This is a genomic window from Rhodococcus sp. DK176 (genome assembly GCF_038447315.2).
Classification (GTDB): Bacteria; Actinomycetota; Actinomycetes; order Mycobacteriales; family Mycobacteriaceae; genus Rhodococcus_F; species Rhodococcus_F jostii_A.
The window spans coordinates 1,794,669-1,816,561 of sequence record NZ_CP118321.2; the positions used below are offsets into that span (position 1 = coordinate 1,794,669).

The 21,893-nt window shown below is 68.2% G+C and carries 13 protein-coding genes; 1 reads left to right on the forward strand and 12 read right to left on the reverse strand.

Annotated features, from left to right (window positions below):
• Nucleotides 1–20: 20 nt before the first annotated feature.
• Nucleotides 21–821 carry an HNH endonuclease gene (locus PSR88_RS08510; protein WP_016882985.1) on the forward strand — a complete coding sequence of 267 codons (801 nt, stop codon included), beginning with the start codon at nucleotides 21–23 and terminating at the stop codon, nucleotides 819–821.
• Nucleotides 822–832: 11 nt separating this feature from the next.
• Here the strand turns inward: PSR88_RS08510 and PSR88_RS08515 are convergent, their stop codons facing one another.
• From PSR88_RS08515 to PSR88_RS08570, 12 genes are all read right to left on the reverse strand, one after another.
• Complete coding sequence (locus PSR88_RS08515) at nucleotides 833–1,075, reverse strand: hypothetical protein (RefSeq protein ID WP_016882984.1); 243 nt, start codon at nucleotides 1,073–1,075, stop codon at nucleotides 833–835.
• A complete protein-coding gene (locus PSR88_RS08520) occupies nucleotides 1,072–1,656 on the reverse strand; it encodes an HNH endonuclease (RefSeq protein WP_237724106.1) in 585 nt (194 codons plus the stop codon). The genes PSR88_RS08515 and PSR88_RS08520 overlap by 4 nt, the downstream gene beginning before the upstream one ends.
• Before the next feature lie 325 nt (nucleotides 1,657–1,981).
• Complete coding sequence (locus PSR88_RS08525) at nucleotides 1,982–3,376, reverse strand: IS1380 family transposase (protein ID WP_342338071.1); 1,395 nt, start codon at nucleotides 3,374–3,376, stop codon at nucleotides 1,982–1,984.
• Between the two features lie 147 nt (nucleotides 3,377–3,523).
• Nucleotides 3,524–4,668 (reverse strand): IS3 family transposase gene (locus tag PSR88_RS08530; RefSeq protein WP_085990433.1). Its coding sequence is split into 2 segments (ribosomal slippage): nucleotides 3,524–4,401 and nucleotides 4,401–4,668, totalling 1,146 coding nucleotides; the frame shifts between segments, so codons are not numbered across the junction.
• Between the two features lie 467 nt (nucleotides 4,669–5,135).
• A complete protein-coding gene (locus PSR88_RS08535; protein WP_016882982.1) occupies nucleotides 5,136–6,305 on the reverse strand; it encodes a TRAFAC clade GTPase domain-containing protein in 1,170 nt (389 codons plus the stop codon).
• Entirely contained in the window at nucleotides 6,302–7,324 is a 1,023-nt protein-coding gene (locus PSR88_RS08540; RefSeq protein WP_016882981.1) for a hypothetical protein, read from the reverse strand. The genes PSR88_RS08535 and PSR88_RS08540 overlap by 4 nt, the downstream gene beginning before the upstream one ends.
• 28 nt (nucleotides 7,325–7,352) lie before the next feature.
• A complete protein-coding gene (locus tag PSR88_RS08545) occupies nucleotides 7,353–10,094 on the reverse strand; it encodes a hypothetical protein (RefSeq protein ID WP_016882979.1) in 2,742 nt (913 codons plus the stop codon).
• On the reverse strand, nucleotides 10,091–12,100 hold the full coding sequence (locus tag PSR88_RS08550; RefSeq protein ID WP_237724104.1) for a hypothetical protein: 2,010 nt from the start codon (nucleotides 12,098–12,100) through the stop codon (nucleotides 10,091–10,093). Before PSR88_RS08550 ends, PSR88_RS08545 begins: the two co-directional genes overlap by 4 nt.
• Nucleotides 12,101–12,114: 14 nt before the next feature.
• Nucleotides 12,115–14,820, reverse strand: a complete 2,706-nt coding sequence (locus PSR88_RS08555; RefSeq protein WP_016882977.1) for a hypothetical protein — start codon at nucleotides 14,818–14,820, stop codon at nucleotides 12,115–12,117.
• Nucleotide 14,821: 1 nt separating this feature from the next.
• Nucleotides 14,822–18,397, reverse strand: a complete 3,576-nt coding sequence (locus PSR88_RS08560) for a tubulin-like doman-containing protein (RefSeq protein ID WP_016882976.1) — start codon at nucleotides 18,395–18,397, stop codon at nucleotides 14,822–14,824.
• Between the two features lie 48 nt (nucleotides 18,398–18,445).
• On the reverse strand, nucleotides 18,446–21,154 hold the full coding sequence (locus tag PSR88_RS08565; protein WP_016882975.1) for a vWA domain-containing protein: 2,709 nt from the start codon (nucleotides 21,152–21,154) through the stop codon (nucleotides 18,446–18,448).
• Entirely contained in the window at nucleotides 21,151–21,654 is a 504-nt protein-coding gene (locus PSR88_RS08570) for a hypothetical protein (RefSeq protein WP_016882974.1), read from the reverse strand. Before PSR88_RS08570 ends, PSR88_RS08565 begins: the two co-directional genes overlap by 4 nt.
• Nucleotides 21,655–21,893 lie beyond the last annotated feature (239 nt).

The window sequence follows — 21,893 nt, forward strand, 5'->3', positions numbered from 1 at the left end:
AGACGACTCCACAACACTGGGTGATCGCGCGTGACGACGGTTTCTGGGATGTCCGCGAGCCCGGGCCTTTCCGAGACATCGCTCCGGGCGAGGATGTCTTCTTCTGGCTCTCGGGCACTGGCTTCAGATCCTGGGTGCGTGCGACTTCGAGTTTGTACATGATCGGACCAAGCGCGAGCCCGGCCCACTGGACCGACGATCACAACCAGTACTCGCACCGATTCGAATTCGAGCTGGTCAGTGAGGACGTCACGAGACAAGCAACTTGGGGCGAGATGCAGGTTGCGGCCGGGCGCAACTATGCACCCCCGGCGCCTGCAAACCCTGTCAACGAACCGGCGACTAGCGCATTTGTAAAATCTCTATTCGGCAACCAAGCGGATATCACATTCACGACAATCCCAGTCGCGTACCAGATCGGTGAGGACATGCGAGAAAGGGCCGAACGCCAGATCGCTCTCCGCCGCGGCCAGGCACGTTTCCGGAATTCACTCATCGACGCGTATCGTGGCCGGTGCGCAGTTACCGATTCAGCGGTCATCTCCGTGCTCGAGGCCGCCCACATCGACCGCTATTTCGGCACACACACGAACCGCGTCGCAAACGGACTCCTTCTCCGATCGGATATTCACGCACTCTTCGACCTCGGATTGATCACAGTGTCATCGCACCTGACGGTCCAGCTCGCACCATGGCTTCGCGACAGCGAATACGGAAACTTTCACGACAAACCACTAACGGTCCCCTTACATCCTGTCTACCGCCCGGACTCCGATGCGCTACGGCGGCATCGAAAAGGCTGCGAGTGGTATCACCAGTAACCTGGATACAACTACGCAGCCGCGGTCTCGGAATCGAGAGCGTCGCTCTTAGAGCCCTCCAACTCCAAGGCAGCCAAGACTATGAGGCCGACTTCTTCCGACAGCTGGTCGTCCGCGTCCGCCAACTCCAAAACGAGGTCAACGAGCGACTGCTCGGACTCGGGTACATCGTTCGTAACCGAACCGTCCTTCCTAATCTTAGTGCCAATGAGCCTGATCCACGCCGGCGTCAAGCCGGAAACTCTGCCGATCACGATGCGACGAATATCTGGGTGCGGTGCCAGTCGAGGTACACCACGTCAGGGCGCACGGCCACATCGGGGAGTATCAGTTTGTCTGCCAGTGGCGGTTTGCCGAGTGCCGCACGAAGGGGAGCTTCGATCGTCATGTCACGCTCGATTCCCGGCGAGTACTTCACGTTGAGATCGGAATCCACTGTGATCAGCCCCGTGTCGAACGCGACGTCGTGGGTGGGGCAGGCGGTGAATCCGTTGCGGTTGTCGAGCCGTTCCTTGCCTGTGCTGTCACGCCACGGCTTGATGTGGCTGGCAGTGAGCATCCGCGGACGCCGCTCTCCCGCGATGATGCCGCTCAGTCCACAGAACACGCACCGATGCTGATGGTTCGCGAGTACGCCCTGGGCAAAGCGATGTTGACCGATGCGGACTGTCGCGGTCAGCAGCCGCTGGGTCAATTCCAGGGGAACGTCGCCTTGTTCGCGCGCCCGCTTCTCCAGAACGCCTTCCAGCGACTTCTCGATCTCGCTCTCGCTCAGCTCTTCCTGGCCCACCAACCACAGAGCGCGGCCATCCTCTAAGTCGAGGAAGTCCGGCAACTGCTCCCGATCGATCCCCTGCCTGCGTGCCGCCCGCAGAATGCGGAGGTAGACGTCTTGCAGCAATTCAGTGTCAGACAGTAGCCGCGCCGCAACCTCGACGTCGTATCGGCCGCCATTGTGGCAGGTCCCCGATAGTCGGTCCGGTTGTTTCTAGCCTCAATTTTTCGTGCCGTGTGCCTGAGGTGTGGATTTCGGCTGGGATGTGCTGGTGCGGGACAGATATTGGTGTGTGGGTATAAGGGCGCGCCCGATGTCGCTCGGGTGGTGCCCGGTTCCACTGGCCGGGTTGGCTTTCGTGAGTCGTAGGAGCAGGAGGCCGCGGTCAGGTGAAGGCGGCGCGGATGCGATACCACGCTGCGGCGATCGCTTGGGCCCATTGCCAACTCGAATCGATCCGAACCCGGACCGCCCGGGCGCCGCGGGTGATGCGGGCCGCGACGTGCAAGACCCGGTAGCGGAAGGTGTCGATCTCGCAGCGGGCCAGGTCCGGGTGGTCGCCGAAGCCGATCAGCTTCGCCCAGGCGACCAGGTCGGTGGCGGCCAGGACGGTCTCGAGCCAGGCGGCGTTCGCGTCGAATCGCTGACACGGCAGATTCCGCAGCCCGGTCGCCTTGGCCTGCCGGATCCGGTCCTCGACCCGGGCGTGCTGCCGATGCCGCAGTTCGAGTCCGGCCAGTCCACCGGGCACCACTCCTTTCGGCGTGTCGGTGATGAACGCGGTGATCCGGTGCCCGTCGGAATCGGTGAACCGTAGCTGCGCCCCCGGGTGCGGGCGTTCCTTGCGCAGCACCAACCGGGTTCCCTCCGGCCAGGCGTCGAGATCGACCAGATCGGTGGCCTCGGCGACCCAGGCGCCGTCGCGGACCTCGCCGTCGGAGTCGATCGCCGGCACCCAGGTGGCCTTCGCGTTGAGTGTTTCGGTGGCAGCACGGACACGGTCGTCGACGGCGAATCCGAAGGAAAACCCCACCCCCGCGGTTCGGCAGGCGTCGGCGAATCCGTGGGTCGCCCCGGCCGAGTCGCTGCGCACCAGAATCTTCTGCCCGGCAGGGTCGGTCGGATCGGGCCGATACGCCGGTGGCAGCGAGTCCAGTGCCCACCCGAGGACGGTGACGTGGTCGGCTGCGGTGTTGCTTCCCGCATTCCCCGGACGGAGCAACCCGGCCAACGCCTCACCGCCGGCGATGTCGGGCCGGTCCAGAAAGGCCAGCAGCGGGTGGAATCCGTAGGTCTTCTTCCAGGTCGCAGCTGCGTTCTCCTTGTTATCGGAATGGTCGAGGGTGATGGTGGCATCGATGTCGATCCGCAGCCACTCCGCCTTCGGAGCGGCCCCTGCCGCCCACGCCTGCTCCCGGGCCCGGGCACGCGCGGCGCGTATCCCGGGCAGGTGCGCGGCATCGATCCGCTCGTCAACCAGCCGCCACATCGTGGTCGTCGACGCCGACGGACCGAACACATGCTCGCGGCCACCACAACCACGTGCGGCAACGTCCACACAGTCGGCACCGTCGGCGACCGCGGCGGCTAGGTCGGCGAACACCGCACCCGGGGCATGCGCCCATTGCCCGCGGTAGGTATCGGCCAGCACTGCCGTGACCTGCGCGGACAGCCCAGTCAGGTCCGCCATTTCCCGCAGCATCCCCACACCGGCATGCGACACCACACCCCGTCCGTCGGCCGATACTTTCACCCGTGAACCCGCTGCGATACTCTTCACCTGCGAAGTGCCTTCCCGTTGGCATTGTGGAACCGTAGAGAAGTCCCATTATGCCGTGCAGGACAGGCACTTTCGCTTATCTACCCACCCTGATCCGCGCTCCTGCACGAAAAGTTCAGGCTAGAGCCGGTTCCTACGTGCAGTCGATCAGTCGATCTCGCACGCCACGGGCTGGTGCCGGTGGGTGCATCCGGCAGCGTACTCGGCAGGAGTCTTGTAACCCAACGCCGAATGACGGTGTCGATGATTGTGGTCGTTCTTGAAGTCCTCGATCACCACGCGGGCCTCGAGCAGTGTCGGCCAGTAGTTGCGGTTCAGGCACTCATCGCGCAACCGGTTGTTGAACGACTCGATGAACCCGTTGTTCCATGGCGTGCCCGGCGGAATGTAGGACACCCCCACCGACCCAGCGCAGAAGGCCCGCAGTGCCTCGGAGATGAACTCGGGCCCATTGTCCATGCGCAATACCAGCGGCGGACCACCCCACATCGCGAACGCCTTCTCCAAACCCTCGACCAATCGGTCGGCGGTGATCGAGCGGTCCACGATGTTCAGCAACGACATCCGGGTGTGCTCGTCGACCATTGACGCGATCTTCACCGTCTTGCCGTCGACGGTCGAGTCGAACTGGAAATCCAATGCCCACACAACATTCGGAGCATCCGCGTCGACGATCGGAACGGAAGACTGGCCGGCACGTTTGCGGCGTGGGGCACGCCGGACTTGCAGTCCTTCCTCCTTCCACAAGCGGTGAACCTTCTTCTTGTTCACCTCGACGCCCTGGTCGTAGCGCAGCCACGCCCACGCCCGACGGAACCCATGCCGCGGATGCTTGCGGGAATACCCGCGTAGCTCTGCGCGCAGATCGGCATCCGGGTCGTCCGGTGTCTGCGCCAACGGCAACCGCCGGTAGGAGGATCGGGAGAGCCCAACGACCTTGCACGCGAACCGCTCCGACATCCGCATGGTGCCGGTGAGCAGGGTGATCGCGGCGCGTTTGGCGGTCGGGCTCAGAATTTTCCCTTGGCGATCTCCCGCAGCGCGTCCTTCTCCAACTCGGCATCGGCGAGCAACCGCTTGAGCCGGCTGTTCTGCTCCCGTAGCTCTTTGAGTTCCTTCGCGGCGTCGGCGTCCATACCTGAGTACTGGCGACGCCAGTTGTACAGCGTGGCCGCCGACACCTCGAGTGCGGCGGCGACCTCTTCGCCGTTCTTGCCTTCCGCGGCCAACTCGTCGGCTCGTCGCAGCTTGCGCACGATGTCCTCCGCCGAGTGATGTTTGCGTCCCGCCATGATCCCTATCGTCCCTTCTTCGCCCTCACCAGGGCAATCAGGACTCTAGAACAACCCGGACCTACTCAAGGGGGACACGCCAATTGGGTCTACTGTTATCGAGATTTGTCATCTTTGCGAGGAAGCTAGACGGCCGTCGCTCGAACAGGCGGGCGAGATGTTGGACCGGGAATTCCGCCTTGTGTGAGGATGTACCACCGTACTTATGGAAGTCCACAAGCAAGGAAGCGCACAGCGACAGAACCACTTCACACGCTATGAAATCGACCTGGCGTTTAGGTGGATTAACCGCATTGCGCGCGAGAACAGACCGCCATTGCTCGTCCAGCGATATGTCCGTCGGCTCGAGGAACTCCGACAAGGCGCTCGGTGCCAAATCCACTCCCCCCCTACTGCAGGTTCCTATTGACGAGATTCTCTATCAAACGCGATGCCGCGTCACGGATCTCAACCGCGGCAACACAGCCTTACACCCACACCCCCCGCTGCGCGAGGATCCAGCGCACAGGGTCGAGGCACCGGAAGGGTGAGATCCCGCTGTCGTGGAGGCGATCTCCGACGGGTGATTCGCCCAGCGCCGATACGGCGAAGAACCGGCTCGGCAGGGCGTTGCCGGTGGCCGGCTGGTCCACCGACATCACCATCGACCGCGCCTCGAGCTTGTCGAGGAGGCTGCGGACCTCTTCGTGCAGCAGTTGTCCGTCTACCTCGTGGTACGGCGCGCGCTGGAGGCTCGGGTCGCGCAGGAAGGCCGCGCCTCGCTGCGACATGATCTCGCTCCAGTCGCTGCCCTCCACACGCTCGAGTGCTTGCAGCGCATCGAACTTCGACAGCACCACGGCCAGGTTCGGGGTCCCGGCCCCGATGATCGACAACACCGTCCGCAACACCGACCGCGGGTCGCCACCCACCCGCTCCTGCGCCGGCACCAGGTCGTGCAGCTGTTGCCGCACCGACTCGACCTTCAGCGGATCGAACATGAACACCACGCCGTCGGCCTGCGCGAAGAACTGCATGTGCGTCGCATCCACGTTGCCCGGGTTCTCGAGGTCCTCCCCCGCCACATCCCGGATCACGAGGTACTGCCGGGTGTCGTCCCGCAGGCCCGGGCCGAGGCTGAAGATCAGCGGCTCACGCTGATACGGGTTGCCGGTGTGCGAGGCCGGCGTCGACTCGAGAATTCCCCGCTCCTCGAACAGCGGCCGCTCGTAGTGCTCGCGGAAGTTCACCTCGGTCTGACCCGTGGCGGGTTCCACCACCCGGTTCAGCCGCTCTCCCAGCAGCTGCAGCGTCTTGACCAGAGCCGCTATGTACACGGTCTTTCCGGTGGCACGGGCGCCGGCCATCGCGATGCACGCCGCCCGCCCTTCACGCCAGCCGATGGGCAGCCTGTAGTGGCACTGCGGGCACACCTCCGCGGCGGGACCGCCGGCCTTGCCGGTCGCGTAGTCGTTCTCGGGGGCCCAGTCGTCGGCTGCGTCCGCCGGGCGCTGGAGTTCGATGATCTTCCCGGACCGGACGGGGCTGCCGTGGTAGCGGGTGGCGACGTCGTCGACCTCGACGTCCGTCGGGGCGACAGCCGTCCACGCATATCGGTCACCGGTCAGGGCCGTGAAACACCGGGGGCACTTCGTCATCGTCGTACGCCTTCCGAAAACAAGCTCGCCGACACATCGGCCAGAAGCGAGGTCACCATTGCAGACAGATTCGACAGCTCGGGCTGCGAGCCGGACACGGCAGTCGACGGCACAACGGTGACGCCGGGCCCACCCTCGGCCGTATCGCCGACGAGCACGAGATGACGGATCACCGTGTCGGTGCACTGGAACGACCAGTCGGCGGGCACCGCATCGGTCACCGTGAACGCCAGGGTGCGGGTGTCGCGCTCACTCCGGTCGATGCCCGCCGAACGGAAGCCCATCCCGAGCGCGGTCGAGTCGAGCTCGGCCTGAACCTGATTCGCGACGTCCCGCAGCTCGGTGACGGGCAGGGTGGTCACCGAATGGCCGATCAGCTGGACCGCCAGCTCTTCGCGGGCGCCCACCACCGCCGCGACCCCGGCGAGGACGTCGATCACCGTGCGGATGCTGCCGTCGTCGATTCGCGCGAGCATCGACATGGTGGTGTCGACGTCGACCTCCACGTCGAAGCGGCGCGGTTCGGGCAAACGGTCGAGCGCGAGGGCGCTGCGCGCTGCCGATCGTGCCCGCGAACTCACGTCGCTGAGCGACACATCCACGGCGGTGCGGCGGGCGGTGATCGCGACCCTCGGCCCTGCCGGGGCGATCGTCGCCAACTCCACCTGGTGCAGCCCCGACACGTCGACGGGGGTGAGCTCGGCACGCTCGGAGTCGAGGTCGCGACTGCTGTCGACGCCGATCGTCACCTGCAGCACCGTCCCGTCCGGGAACGCGGCGCTCTCGCCGTCCGGCCGGGCCACGACGACGATCTCGGAGTCGACCCGCGGCAGGATCAGCAGCCCGACCTGCGGATACAGCGCCGGTTCGGCCAGCCTGCCGTCGGGCAGCGTGGCGCGCACCGCGACGGCCGTCGTGGCCGCGGCCACGGTGACCGCGAGCGGCCGATTGGGCAGTTCGACGCGGCCCGCACCGTTCAGCACATATCCCGACATCAGTTCGATCCCTTTCCCCTGCATGCGTTGCGCATGCGTACTGTCGTCCCGCTCATCGCCGGCCCGACCGTGCGTGAGCGAGCAGCACGAACCCTGATTCGACGTCCTCGAGCCAGCTCGACGCGAACCGCGCATACGCGTCACCGGCCCGGAATCGGTCGACGACGTCGTGGCGTTCCCGCATCTCGGCGCGCAGCGCGGCAGACACCTCGTAGGAGCCGACGGGACCGCGGTAGTCACCGTCACCCATGACGATCGACGCCACCTGCTCGAGCAGCGACCGCCGCGCCTGCGCCGGCCCGACCTGGAGTCGGCACAGCAGGTCGTCGCGGCTCAACACCGATTCGATGTGCGGGGCCACCGGCGAGCTGAGGACCGCCGACCGGACCACCCAGTGCTCGTTCAGGGCACCACTTCTCACTAGATCGACCAGAGCCGTGATCGCGAAATCCGAGTCCGCGTCCACCGCGCGCGCCAGAGCGTCGATGTGACCGGCGGGCATCGTGGGCATGTAGGTGCCGTTGTGCGGCGGGAAGAACTGGAACCCGGCGACAGCGACCACGGCGAGTCGAACGAGCAGATCCGGCGGAAGCTGCGCGGGGCAGGCATCTCCGTAGTCCTTGAGCACCGGCCAGCCGTGCCGTTCGAGTGCGCGTCGCAGCCTCGGGTCGTCGATGTTGTCCCACTGATCCTGTGCCCGGATGAGCGCCCACGACACCGCCAGTGCGTCGACCGGGTGCGTGCCGCCGGACACCGACGTGCCGCCGCGATTCGCGTCGATGTGCTTGACGAGCATCTCCACCTCGGGTCCCCACGGCTCGAGCACGAGAACAGGCAGCAGGAAGCGGGGTGCGACGTGATCGGGGAACGCGCCGACGAGTTCGCACCACTGCGCGAGAGACCAGGGGTAGGCGTCGACGAGCGCATCGACGTCACTCGACGCCCAACCGCCCGCGCTCGCTTCGTAGAGGGCCCGCCAGAGGGCCAGCGGCGCAAAGCCTTCCCACGCCCGCTTGTGGTCCTCGGTGCCGCACTTCACCACCGAGAACACCGCGTCGGCGACGATGGCACAGAGCGGTTCGGCGCTGCGTGACGGTGCGGCGGTCAGTTCGTTGGAGGTCGGTACGCGCACCTCGTCGACGAGCCAGCGCAACACCTCTGGTGCGAGTCGGGTACCGAGCGGCTTGCCGGCGAAATCCGGGTGACCGGCCACGGCCGACTGCAGCAGCCGATACGTGTCGGTTCCGACGGCACCGAGCCCGGTGACCAGAGCCGGGCCCGCCGCGTGATCACACAGGACCGGGACGACGACGCGACCGAGCAGGTCGGCGGCGAGATCGCTCCCGGAGTCGCCGAAAAGGTGTGCGTGCAGGAGCAGATCGAGCGTTCTCACCGCATCATGCGCGGCGACAGCGGAGTCGGTTCCCTGACTCTGCACGAGCGCCGAGAGGACCTTCTCGGCTTCCCGTTCGAGATCCTCCGAATGCGGCCACGCCTCGAACAGGGCGAACTCTCCCGGACCGGAGGCTCGAATCCAATCACGGTCGGCGAGGGCCCGATACGTGAGAACCCGGCCGGCCACATCCCACACCACCGGTGCGGGTCCGCCACCACGTGGCCACTCCGCGATCATGCGGCAGGCCTCGTCCATGTTCCCGGGCAGGTGTTCGTCCACGACGTGACCGACGATCGCCAGTTCGTCGGGGAACGATGCCAGCGCGTCCGGTGACTGCGCGAGCACGACCTCGGTGGCCTCGGGCAGGGCGTCGTGCAGTGCGGGATTTGCGATCACGGCCGTGGCGAGCGGCCAGGCGGCCGCGAGGTCGCGGTCCCCCACCGCGGCGGCCAGGGTGTCCTGATGGTCGAGTGCGCGTCGGGCGCTGTCGGGATCGACGAGCACGGTCTGCGCGAGCACCGACCACGCCGTGACCGGCACGAGCTGCCCCGTCGCGGTCCGGTGCGGTTCGCCGCCCCACTCGCCGACGTCTGGGGTGTCGGTCTCGCCGAGGACGACACAGCCGGCGATACCGTCCACGGCGTCACCTTGTGGCACGCATGCCAGATGCACTCCTCGCGACACGGCGTCGACGACGGTCGAACTCCGATCTGCGGTCGACCACCCGAATTTCTGTGAGGCACCGGGCGACATGAAGTGCGAGACCGCACCGATCCACCGGGCCGCGTTCTCCGAGTCGGCGCACCCCAGAACGACGCCCGGGCCACCGTGCATCGCCTGATCCACCGCGTCGAGCAGGACACCGAGCACACCGACGCGCCACGTTCCGGGATCGAGCAGGAACTCGAGAATGGCGGCGCGATCGATGATTCCACCGGGTGCGGGTGCGTTGTCGGGGAGTTCGGCCGCAGCGACCGCGTCCGCGCCATACGGTGCGAGCCAGTCGGGCGAACCCCACCGTTCGATGGGGCGGACGGCGGCGTCCGACCCTCGGTCGACGACGACGTGCGCGAAGACGTTGCCGGGACGTCCCGACGCATCGGCACCGGCGGGCGCCGTGTGCCAGTAACAGCCGCCGGTCTCGGTCGGCGCGTAGACCAGGCGCCGCGGTCGGGCCGCGATGTCGGCCGGTGTCGGGAACTGCGGGAGTGCCTGCACGGAGTCGAACCGTGTCGCGACACCGGCGCGCATGAATTCCTGCTCGGCAGCGCTGACGCCGTCGCTGACGTCCTTGACCTGCCAGCCGCCGCCCGCCCGGCCTCGATCGGGAGCGTCGAACGACGTGTAGGTGAGTTGACCGAACCGCGGCGGTTCGGGTGTCTGCTGCGGTGCGCTCATTCCACCGGTCCGGGCGGAAGGTCTAGCAGGCGAAGCTGATCGACCGGCGGATCGATCAGCGCGAGAGTCCGGTTGGTCTCCGGCCGCACATCTGCGAAGACGCGCAGGAAGCCCACCTTGCCGGTGACGTCCGCGGTCCAGGGCTGGCCGAATTCCTTGCGCAGACCGCGCGGGTGGAAGCTCCGGGCACCGGCGGTGGTCTGTCCTTCGCCGCGGACCTCGAGGGGTTCGCCGTCGCGGGCGCTGAGCGGGAGCCGCCCGGCGTTGAACACGACGACGAACGGCGGTGCCGTCGGCAGCTCGAGTTCGGACGCGAGCCGGATGACGGCGGTGGCGGCGTTACCGGTCGGTGAGCGCTTGGTCTCCAGCCGGTACTCGATGCGCAGCAGTCCCGGGTACTCGACGGTGGCCGGGATCCCGACGATTCGTTCACCTGCCGTGTAGGCGACGGGGACGACGTGGACGGAACATCCCCGCGGCGGCAGCGGTTCTGGCAGATGCAGTCCACCGTCGCGGTCGTAGGTCGAGCGGGAGATCTCGGCCATCGGACGCTGCTCGATGGCGTGCTCGGCGGATATCTCCGGCGCACTGAGGTATACGGATACCGACGCCGCACCCTCCGGCCACGGGAACGTGAGCACCTGCTCGGAGCAGCGTTCGACGATCCGGACATCACGCAGCGGTGGCAGCGGACGCGTCGCGATGAACGTGCGGCCCACCTGAACCTGCCCGTCGAGCGCGGTCACCGGGGTGAAGTACGCGCGCACCCAGCCCCGCGGCCACGAGACATCCGTCATCCGTTGCGTGCCGTCCTCGCCCGCGACGGCCGGGTGCACCAGCCGCGCGGAACCGGGCAGTCCACCCGACAATTCGAGAGCGTCCGCGGCGAGCACCGCGACGTCGAGACCGGCCCGCGGCGCCGACTCCGTGCGGTACAGCACCACGGAGCCGATGCCGGGTGGGGTCCACTGCAGATCGAACCGCAGGTTGTCGCTGTCCCCGTGGGTGGTGACGTGCAGGTCCTCGACCTCTTCGAGCACCGCCGACACCGCGATCTCGGCCTGCGCGACCGCCGACAGACGGGTGTGCCCGTCCACCTCCACCTCGCAGATCGCGCGGTAGAGGTAGCGCTGCCCGCGGCGGGCGTCGCGATCGACGAACCCGCCGAGATTGGCCTGGTCCGCAAGGATGCGGTGCCGCTGGTCGTTGTCGACGCGGACGCTTCCGTCCAGCGGGATGCGCAGCACGCGCACGGTGCTGACGGTGGGCCAGGCACTCCACTGGCCGATGACGGCGCCCTCGTCCTCCATCACGACGACATCGGTGACCGGGCTGAGGATCTGGCCCTCGGCGATCAGGACGGGCTGCCGGCGGACGGCGTCACGCTCGTCGCGACCGACGTGGCACCAGACCTGCAGGTGCCGCACCGCGGCCGCCGGGGGTTCGGTGTCGACGAGCAGCGTGCCCCGGGTGACGCCGACGAGCCGGCCCGCCTCCGGCTTGTAGGCGCGATGGTTCTCGCCGGACACGACCCGGTAGAGAACCGTCTGCCCCGCCTGCACCGGCAGGGGCTCCCATTCGAGCAGGTGTCCGCCGGTGGGCTCGGTGCTGATCGTCATCGCGCCGACGGGGTGATCCGAGTCGGCGTGCAGGAATTCGCAGAAGTCCTCGGTGCGCAACGACACCACGTGCTCGCTGCCCGGTGCGGGTGCGGCCACCGGCGGCTGTGTTGCGACGGGTGCGACGGGTTCGGACGCGCGGTCGGCGGTCACCGTCGGAGTGGCCGACAACACGGCGACGACGTCGTCGACGAACACCTTCGCCTGCCGGGGCAGCATCGGCTCGATCTCCTCGGCGGTGCGCCGGTTCGATCGGAGGATCTGCTGCAGATGCGCGTCCTTGACAACGCCGGGACGCAACCGGCCGTCGGCGATCTGCTGCTGTCGCCACTGCTGCAACGCCGCCAGGGCACCATCGGACACTGCGGGGGAGGCAACCTCGGTCACGGTTCCACTCGCTTTCAGAAGTTGAGGCCGTCGACGACCGGGACGACGAACGGAGTTCGTGCGACGCTGTCGTGGCTGGTGGAAGTCTGCCGGGCCGGACGCAACTCGAACTCGGGAATCTTCTGCATCTCCACCACGTCGGCGCGATGCCCGTGGGCCGAACGCAGATCCTCGTCCGACAGTCCGTCGGTGTACTGGGTCGTGACGGCCACGAGCCCGCAGCCGACGCGCACGCGAGTCACCATCTCACCCGACACGGCGGACAGGCCCTTCGTCGACGCCGTGTCACTGAAGATCGACCGGTCGAAGAACGCGACACCATCCGACCTCGTACCGATCCCGGCGACGAACTCGTCGACCCCGACCCGCCTCGGCGCACCACCGTCGAAATACTCGACCGTCTCGAGCAGGCCGTGGGCGAGTTCTTCTCGTGTGCCGGTCAATTCGGCGAGCGCCCGCTGCCACAGCACGGCGGCACCGGTCGCGCGGATCTTGCCCTGATCGAAGCGCAGCGACCACTCGTCGAGCGCCGAACCCGAACCGGCACCGGGCTTCGCGGCCAGCAGTCCCGGGTCCCGGTCGATGTCATGGCCGGCGGTGCCGAGCGCCGTGCCTGCCGAGCCCAGCACCGTGTCCCACGGGTCGGTCAGCCAGCCGACCGTGAACAGGTCGCGGCGAAGGGCCTCGGCCACCCGTTCGACCTGCTCGGGGCTGGGTGTCCCAGATGCGATCGCGGTGTGCCGGGGCAAACCCCAGCCCACGGTCCGGGATGTCGTTCGAGTCTGCTCACTGGCACCGAGCGGCTCGGCGAGGAACGCACCGAGGGCGCGGCTCCACGACAGGAACTGCCGGTAGGCCCCCGTGAGGTGCTCGATCTCCCGCAGTGCGACACGCAGATTGGCCCGATCCGCGGCATCGGCCCGCGCGGCCGCGTCCCGCTCGACCAACAGTCGTTCAAGGAATTGCTGGGTGCGCTGGCACACGATCGCCACGACCGCGGCCCACGCCAGCACGCACACGGCGATCGCCGGGCCACCCCACCACCAGGAGATGATCTCGCGCCACGCGAACACTCCGGCGGCGACGGCGAGCAGCAGGAAGAGCACGGTCGCGATACGCACGCGACGGAACATGTGCGCCTGTTGCTCGGCGCACGCCTCGGCGAGGTCCTGACGCTGCTCCGACGTGTCGAGGCGCTCGAGCAGCACCCGGGACTCGTTGACGGTGGCATCGAGGCGGCTCGTCAGGATCGACCCGAACGACACCGCGAAACTGCGCTGCTTCCGGCTCCACCACGCAGCCAGGGCGGAACTCGTCCGGCGGGCGTCGAGACCGATCGTCGGGTCCTGCTCCAGTTCCCGCAGACGATCCCTGGTCTCCGTGACCCCGAGAATGTCTGCCGGCTCGACGGCGTGCAGGCTCAGCGTCGCCGACACCATGCCCGGGATGTCCGTGAACCGATCACCCGGGCCGGGAATGACATCCGCCGCGGTCCGCAGGATGGCCCGATGCGCGCCCACCTGCACCGGAAGCAGGCCCGCGGAACGCTCACTGGCGTCCGACAGCGTGAGGGCGGCGCGTGCGTAGTCGCGCCACAGCGCCGACAGGTCCGGAGTCACCGGCTGCGGGGTGGCACCGGCCGCATCGAGCATCGCACCGATCTGCTTGGACGCCGCCTCGTAGTCGGTCCACGCGACCTTGTGTCCGTCCGCGTCGACGCCGCCCACGACGACGCGATAGGCACCCCGCGTCGAGGATCCGAACAGGGTGGTCTGCGTTGCCGACGCCACCGACGCCGACGCCCGGTTGGCCACCCGCGCGACCCACTGGGCCGGCGCATTCCGCAGCACCGCGAACAGGAAGGAGAAGAACATCCGCAGGGCCTGCACGAACCGGATGGTGCGCGGCTCGAGCGCACCCGGTGTGTCCGCGCGTTCACCGCTGAGCAGCGCACTGTGCTTGCGCCACAACGCCCGAGCCATCGTCGACGTCGCCGACGCGACGTCGTCGGCATACAGCACGTTGGTGCCGGAGTCGTGCGGCAGCGGCATCAACCCGCCGAAATCGAGCAGCTCCGAGCGGAGGTCGTGCTCGGCCCGGGCCGTGTCCAGGCGCCGGTAATAGGACCGGACCACCCGCAGCGCGTTGCCGGGGAGCACGGGTTCGTCGTCGAACGGGGCGTGCTGCGCGTCGTTCCACAGACCGGTCACACCCGCGATCACCGGGGCGGCGTGCCGCCCGACGGCGAGGGGATCCGCTGTCGGCGCGAGAGATTCGTGCCCCATGCCCGGTCCACGCGAGTCCTCCGGGGCAATGAGCAGGTTGTGCCAGCCGGCGAGCGCCGTCGCGCCCCCATCCTCGGCCCCGGGTCGGCGCAACAGCAGTCGCAACCGGCTGGACCGCGCTCCGCCGGAGTTGGACGTGAGCAGCTCGGAGACGAACCGCACCGACTCGGGATCGACCTGGGTGGTGCCGGCCACCAGAACGCAGATCCGTACCCGGTCGATGCGCCGCGAGGCCAGCACGTCCTGCAGGACCACCGCCGTGTCGGTACCCGCGTTGGTCTCCCGCGCGCGCAACCGGGTGCTGTCGGCGACCACCGCGGTGTCGTCGATCCACAGGAACGGCGACACCAGTCCGGCCGCAGACAGATCTCGGAGCACGTCCCGCACACCCTGCGCCGGACCGTCCGCGGCGAGGAACACCGTCAACACGCTCATGTCAGAACTGACCGGCATCGGGGAGGACCAGGGCGTGCGCCATCGCGGTCGGCGCCGCGGCGTGCACCGGAGCGCGGTTCGGCTGCTCCGGTCGCTCCGCGCGCGCCCTGCACTCCTCGATCAGGGCGATCAATTCGCCCGTCGCCCAATACACGTCCGGTGCGATGTCCCGGAAGATCGGTGTCTGCGAGGCGTGTTCGCGCAACCCGACGACCGACAGGGCGCCACCTCCGGGTGCCCCGTCCTGACCGGGCTCCATGTAGTGCTCGCCGACGAGGTCGCGGATCTTGGACAGCCAGGCGACGGCGTTGCCGGCGCGCTCGGCCACGGAAACGTCCGGTCCGGTGTTCTCCACCTGCGACTGCCATCCCGTGACGGGCTCACCCGTCCGCAGCCAGGCGGTCAGCCGTGCCTTCGCCGACACCTCGTGGATGCCGCTGACCGGGTCTTCCGCGGACGAGTCGTAGACCGCCCGCAGCGCCCGGTAGGGCAGCATCGAGTGCATGACCGGCGGCTCGTGCGACTGCGCCATCGCCAGCAGCACCGATTCGAGCACCGCAGGCAGCCAGTCGTTGCTGACCGTGAACCGCGACGGCGGGGTGAGCAGCGGGTTCGGGAAGTCCACCCAGTCACCGATGCCGGCGTCCCACACCCGTACCGGTTCGTCGTACGGGGCCGCGGGCAACCGCACCTGCCCGATCGCCAACCCGAGGAACCAGCCGGCGGTCATCGCGCGCCGTTCGTCGCGGTGCATCGGCAGCGAGGCGGCCAGCGGACGCGACCGGCGCCACCGCCAGAACGACTCCTGCTGCGCCGGGGTCGAATCCGCCCACTGCTTGGCGGCGGGCCCGAGCACCGAGTCGTACGCCAGCGGGGAGTAATTGGGGTACGAGCCGAAGATGTCGATGCGGGTGAGCCGGTCCTCGTCGGACAGCAGTCGCGCGAACTCGCCCTCCGTCTCGTGATCGATCATCGGGTCCTTCTGCAGCACCTGCGAGAGCGTGTCCGCGACCGGCAGGTTAAGGAACGGCACCGACGTGAACTTGTAGCGGTACTCCACCTGCTGTCCTGGATGCAGCGCCTCGAGCGCCTGCTGGTTGACGCTGGCCAGCGGCCGCGCGAGCGAGAGCGCCTCGGTGAACTTGCGCTGCAGTCGGTCCCGCCGCTCCTCGATCGCATACGCGGGCACGGTGTGGTCCTCGATGTACTCGCGGAGCGACACCCGGCAGAACCGGTCGAACGATTCTCCGGTGCGGCCGACGAACTTCCGTGCCCGATCGAGCAACTCGACGGGACGAACGTGCACGTCGTAGCGCGCCGACGACGGCACCAGCGCCTCACGGGTGTTCGGGTCGATCGGGAACGCCCGCGACCGCCAGGCCGCGGTGCGCTCGACGAGGGAGTGGTCCTCCCCCGGCGCGCGGGTGCCGTCGACCGTGGTCCACAGTCCCGTGACGACGCTCGCGACGGCCTGCTCGACCGCCGCCGCGAACGGGGGCGTCCCGGTCTCGGAGGCCGTCACGGCGAGCGGCAGGTCGCCCCGGTACTGATCCATGAAGTCCGCCGACGGGGTGAGCATCACCTCGTTGTTGGCTTCCGCGAACCGCTTCGGCACCCGATCGGCCTTGTCGGCGGGCCAGGCGCCGTACTGGTCCGTCGCGAGCCGGGCGAGCCCGACATCGCTGGCGGGCTTGTTACGGGCGCGGCGCAGCGCCGTCTGCTCCTCGTTCAACGCGTCGAGCAGCGGCTGCAGGACCTCCGGCACCAGCGCGGCGATCACCTCGGCGACCTTGCCGGACAGCGACGCATACAGCTGGCGGTACACGTTGTCACGGCAGTCGGCGACGATCCGATCGAGGATCTCCGCGTCACTCTCGATGCTGCCCTTGAGGTTGGTGAGCACCTGCGTCGCGTCGGCGGTCTGCGCCGTGATGTCCTCCGGTCCGCGCCGCGACAGGTCCTCGGCGCCCGTCCGCACAGAGTCCTTGCAATACGTGAGCAGACGGCTGACCAGTGCGGTGGCGTAAGGCAGACCCAGCTGAGCGATCGACCTGCCGACCGTCCCCTCGATCCGGTCCACCAGGCCCTTGTGCCACATGTACGCGTGCGCGACCGCGTGCTGCTCGGCCGAACTCGTCAGGGCCTGCCTGCGTCGTCCCAGCGCCTGCCGGATCTCCGGGACCCACTGCCCCGCCACCAGACCGGAACCCGACGGAAGATGCCCGCGCAGTTCGAGTTCCACCGTCTGCCCGGCCATCCGGGTGGCGTCGCCGGACGGCAGCACCACGGACGTGAGCCAGGCGCCCACCCCCATCTGTGCGCCCCGCGCGTCGGCGTGCGCGACCGGGAGTCCCATCGCCGCGAGCAGGCTGCTCCACTGACCGTCGAGAATCGAGTTGACCTGATCCTCGTCGGACACCGGACTACCGGGTGAACGGTGGCCGTCGAGCAGGCGGTCGACGGCGCTGCGAGCCAACCGCTGCGCCGAGTACTCGGCGTAGCGGTCGCGGCCCATGCTCAAGCTGGAGAAACCGTAGGTTCCCCACGGCAGGTTGTCCCACTGACCGCCCCACCCGATGTTCTCCCGCTGGCCCGGCAGTCCCGCACCGTTGGTGAGGTCGTACTGCACGAACTGACGGGTGGCCGCGCCGCTCATCATCATCCCGGCGAGGCCGCGGGCCAGGCCGCGGTAGATCGCCTTCTGGGATCCGTCACCGAACGGTGCGCCCTCCACACCGACCTTACGTCCCACCGGGAACACCCGCGCGAACGGAACCTTCTCGCCGGCGCCGTGCTGCTGCCCGAGTGCGCGCAGGATCTCCACGTCGTGTTCGCGCGCCGAACCGAGTTGGCTGGCGACGATCTCGCCGAGCATCGCCAGCGCGTTGGCGCGGACACCGGTGGTCGCGCTCTTGCCGAGTCCGTCGAAGATGTCCGGGGCCACCATGAACACACCCATCAACCGCGGGTCGAGTCCCGGAATGAGCGTGAGCAGACGGCACACGTCGAGGGCCATGGACGCACCGGCGCCGCCGGCCATCGACGACACCACGAGCACGATCGGCGACTCCCCCTGCTCGAAGGAACCGCCGCCGGGCACGTTGAGCGAAGACATCTGGCTGGCCGTCTCCACCGTCGACAGCTGATCCCACGCCCGCTGCAGGGTGTCGCGGATGCCGCCGGCCTTGCTCAGCGTGATCATGCGGCCGAGTGAGCGGTACTGGCCCGCACCCGATCCGATCGGCACCGTCACCGACGACGGGTCACGAGGTGCCCACGTGGCGATCTCGTCGAGGCTCTGCTTCGCGGTGAGCTGGTTGGTCAGCGCATTGTCCAGCACCGCGTACGAGTCACCCTGCGGGCCGCTGCCGAAGTAGAAACCGCCCTGATCGCGGACGTTGTCGAGGCCGTCCGGCCCCGCCTCGGGAGCCGTCGGCACGTCGACGCTGACGAACTGCCACCCGCCGGGGATCCGGTCGACGCCCACCGCAGCGAGATCCGAGCGGAGCTGATCCATCATGTACGCGAGGGTGACAGCGCCGGAACCACCGCAACCGACTACGAGAAACCGCCTCATTACGGTCCTTTCACAGAAGAGAGAGCTTGAAGTCGAGGACGATCCGGGTCAGGAACCGGGAGGCCGGAACGGATCGAAGGGGTCGCCGGCGGACGAGCGGGCCGGGGCAGCAGCGCCGCTCTGTGCCGTACCGCCGAACGCCGGGGCGTCCCAGGCGGGTGCCGCACCGAACGTCGGGGCGGGAGCACCGAAGGGGTCCGACGACGGTGGTGCGCTCGGCGGCGTCGCGGACGGGGTCGCGCCGGGGTGAGCGGCCCTCAGGTCGGCCACCCGGCCCGGCACCTTGCGCACCAGGTCGGCGACCAGTCGGCGGTTACTGTCGTCCGTCGCGTCGGCGCCGACGAGCAGCAGTACAGTCGCCAGGTTCGCCGGCCCGTCCGGATCGTGCAACACCACCCAGTTGTTGTGGATGGCCAGCGGAAGCCGCGCACCACCCGTGCGCCGGTCGACGCCCGGTTCGGCTCCGGACGCCGCAACGAGGCCGGGCTGCTGTGCGACGACGTACCCGGGCCCGAACGGCGACAGACCGATCCGCGTACGCAACTCCACGCCCTCGACATCCAGGCTGCGTGCGGGTTTGTTCAGGCCGCGCACGAGCTGACTCAGGTCGCTCTCCCGGATGCCGAACTCGGCACCGTCCCGCAGAACCTGCCCGCCCTCGATCGTGACACCGACGCGCATCGCCTTGAGGGTCTTCGCCGGGATGCGGGCGGTCCACCACTTGACCCCGTAGAGCAGGAGCGGCGGCACAGCAATGCTGAACAGGAGCACCAGGACGAACACGAGCCAGAACCGCCCGCTGTTGAGCGGCTTCTGCAGTTCTGCGGTGAACGCGACGGTGATCGGCAGCGCGCGGTCGGGCTCACCGGGAGGGGACATCATCAGCGGAATCGACCCGTTGAGGGAGCCGTTGCCCGCGGCCGGAACGGACAGGCCGACGGGAAGACTCGCCTGCTGACCCTCGCCGATCTCGAGGCAGTTCGCGGCGGACGGCGCCGACCCGGCGGAGACACCGACGGCACCGACTCCGTCGGGCACGGAATCGAACGCGACCGGTGCGGCCCCGTCGAACCACACGCAACCGGGACCGGTGATCGGGATGCTCGCGGCGAACTGCCCCGCGCCCTCGACGGTGCCGAAATCGACCGTCGACGGGACGACGGGGTAGCCGATCGGCGGCGACACCGTGAGCGGGACATCGACGAACTGCGGCGTCAACGCCGTTCCCGGGGCGATGACGTCACCGGACGCGGACCGGGCGTCCGCCGTCGTCACGTCGAGCGTGAGACGCAGCGTCGCCGCTCCCGGCGGAACCTGGGTGAAATCGAGTTCGACGGGATCGCCGATGCGCTCCTTGGCAATCCGCTCGACCAACGGATGATCGACGTTCCCCGCGTCGGTCAGCGACACCGACAGGGCAGCACTACCCAACAGGTCGGAGGGATCGATCTCGTTCCGGTCGGAGTCGACAATGCCCAGACGGATGGCGGACGTCTTCTCACCGCTGTGGACGGCCGACGTGTCCATGCCGAGCCAGGCCGGGAACAGGTTGCCCGAGATGTGGATGTTCGTCTTCGAGCGGGCCAGCGGGCTGGAGCCGTCCGGGTCGACGAACACGAGGGCCCACATGCCCTGCCACTGGGCGGAATCGTCGGACTTGGTCATCGTGAAGCTGACCGATCGGGGCGACATCCACCGGTACGCCACCTGGGCGCCGTCCAGTGTTGCGGTGGTGGGGGCACCGGCACGGTCGAGTGCCAACTGCGCCCCGCTCGGAGCGATCAATGTCGGGATCAGTCCCTCAGCGTCGGCCGAGCCGAGCACGGTGACCGAGCTGATCGAGTCGTCGAGCACGAAGCGGTGCTGCGCCTCCTCGCACACACTCACGACACAGACACCGGTCTCGCCCTCGATCGGCGCCTGACCGGGTGTGCTGAACGCGTCGAACGCGAACAACAGGTCGTCGATGTTCTGCGCGAGGTAGAAGTCGCCGGGCGACGACGACGTGGCCTTTCCGCACGCCCCGTCGCCGCCGGTGGCGATCGACCGCATCAGGTCGAAGTCGCTGGGCTGTGCGGTGCCCGCGGCGAGCCCCACCGCGAACGTGACGATTCCCGACGAGCGCAGCTGATCGGCGATGCCTGCGGGGCGACAGATCGATTCCCGGGCGGCCGCCACCACCCGCTGGACGCCCTGATCGCTGCCGAGGGAAACTCCCTGCGCGTAGGGCTTCTCGGCGTCGCGGACGGTGAAGTCGAGTTTTCCGTCGGAGAACCACGCCACCGCCTGGCAGCGGTTGGCCTGCGATTGGCCGTCGCGTTCCGCGAGCGTGCGGCGGGCACCGTCGAGCGCGTTCCAGTAGTCGGTATCGATGCCGTCCGTGCGAGTACGGAACCTCTCGACCTCGCCCTGCAGGGCGGGCAGCGAACCGTCGTCGAGTCGGGTCCACGGTGCGTGGACAATGAAATTTTCGGAGAATCCCGCGATCGCGACGTTGAGCTCCACACCCGCGGACCCGCCGAACGTGTTGAGCTGTTCGAGCAGGTAGTTGGCCGCAGACACGCGCGCCGCGTCGGGGTCGGAACCCTGGAGGCTGCCGGATTGATCGACCATGAGCAGCAGGTCGCCCTGTTGCTGCGAGGCGAGACAGCCACCGAAGTCTCCGACCGCTGCGGTCGTCGGGGCCGCCGACGCGGACGGGATCGCCAGCATCAGGTGCACGAGCATCATGGCCGCGAGGGCGGCTACCTTCTTCACAGTCGACCCGCCCATTCCGCAATGTGCCACGCGCTCGCCACGATTCCCGCTCCCGCGAGGGCGACGACGACCCAATAACTCCTCTGCGCCCCCTTCGACCCTGCGTACAAGGGCTTCGCCCGCTGGACCGTGTCGAGCACGGTATAGCGGGCCAGGAACACGAATGCGACCCAGCCCGCCAGCACCCATGCGAGGAAGGCGAAGGCCGTGAACGAACCTGCGGTGATCGCAAGGATCAGCCCCGCCGCGGCCGCCACTGCGGCCAGTGCGAGCCAGAGGACAGGGGGTTTACCCTGCGCGATCGTGCTGGCGCGTCGCTGACTCTGTGCTGCAGCGAAGGGCTCCGCCGCCGCGGTCGGCGCGAACGCGGAGGGCTGAGATGCGAAGGGGTCGGCTGACGCCGAGCCGGACTGATTTGCAGCCGGCCACGACGAGGCCGAGTCGGTGGACCCGCGATCACGCGAGGTGTCGTAATCGCTGAAGTCGAAGGGATTGGTCATCGAGGCACGGATTTCTCTCGCGGTAGGGCGCAGACGCACAGGGAAGCAGGTCTGGTGATCGAACATTCCATCGCGACATTGCGACGAGCGTTACAAGAGCGATGATGAAACAATAAGCGGCACAGCGCGTTGCAGATACCACTGCCGAACGCATCGCCCGGCGGACGGCACGTCGGCCACATCCGAATCGGCGGCGTCGATCACGCGCGCCCGTCCCCCTCATTTCCTTGAACGTTGAA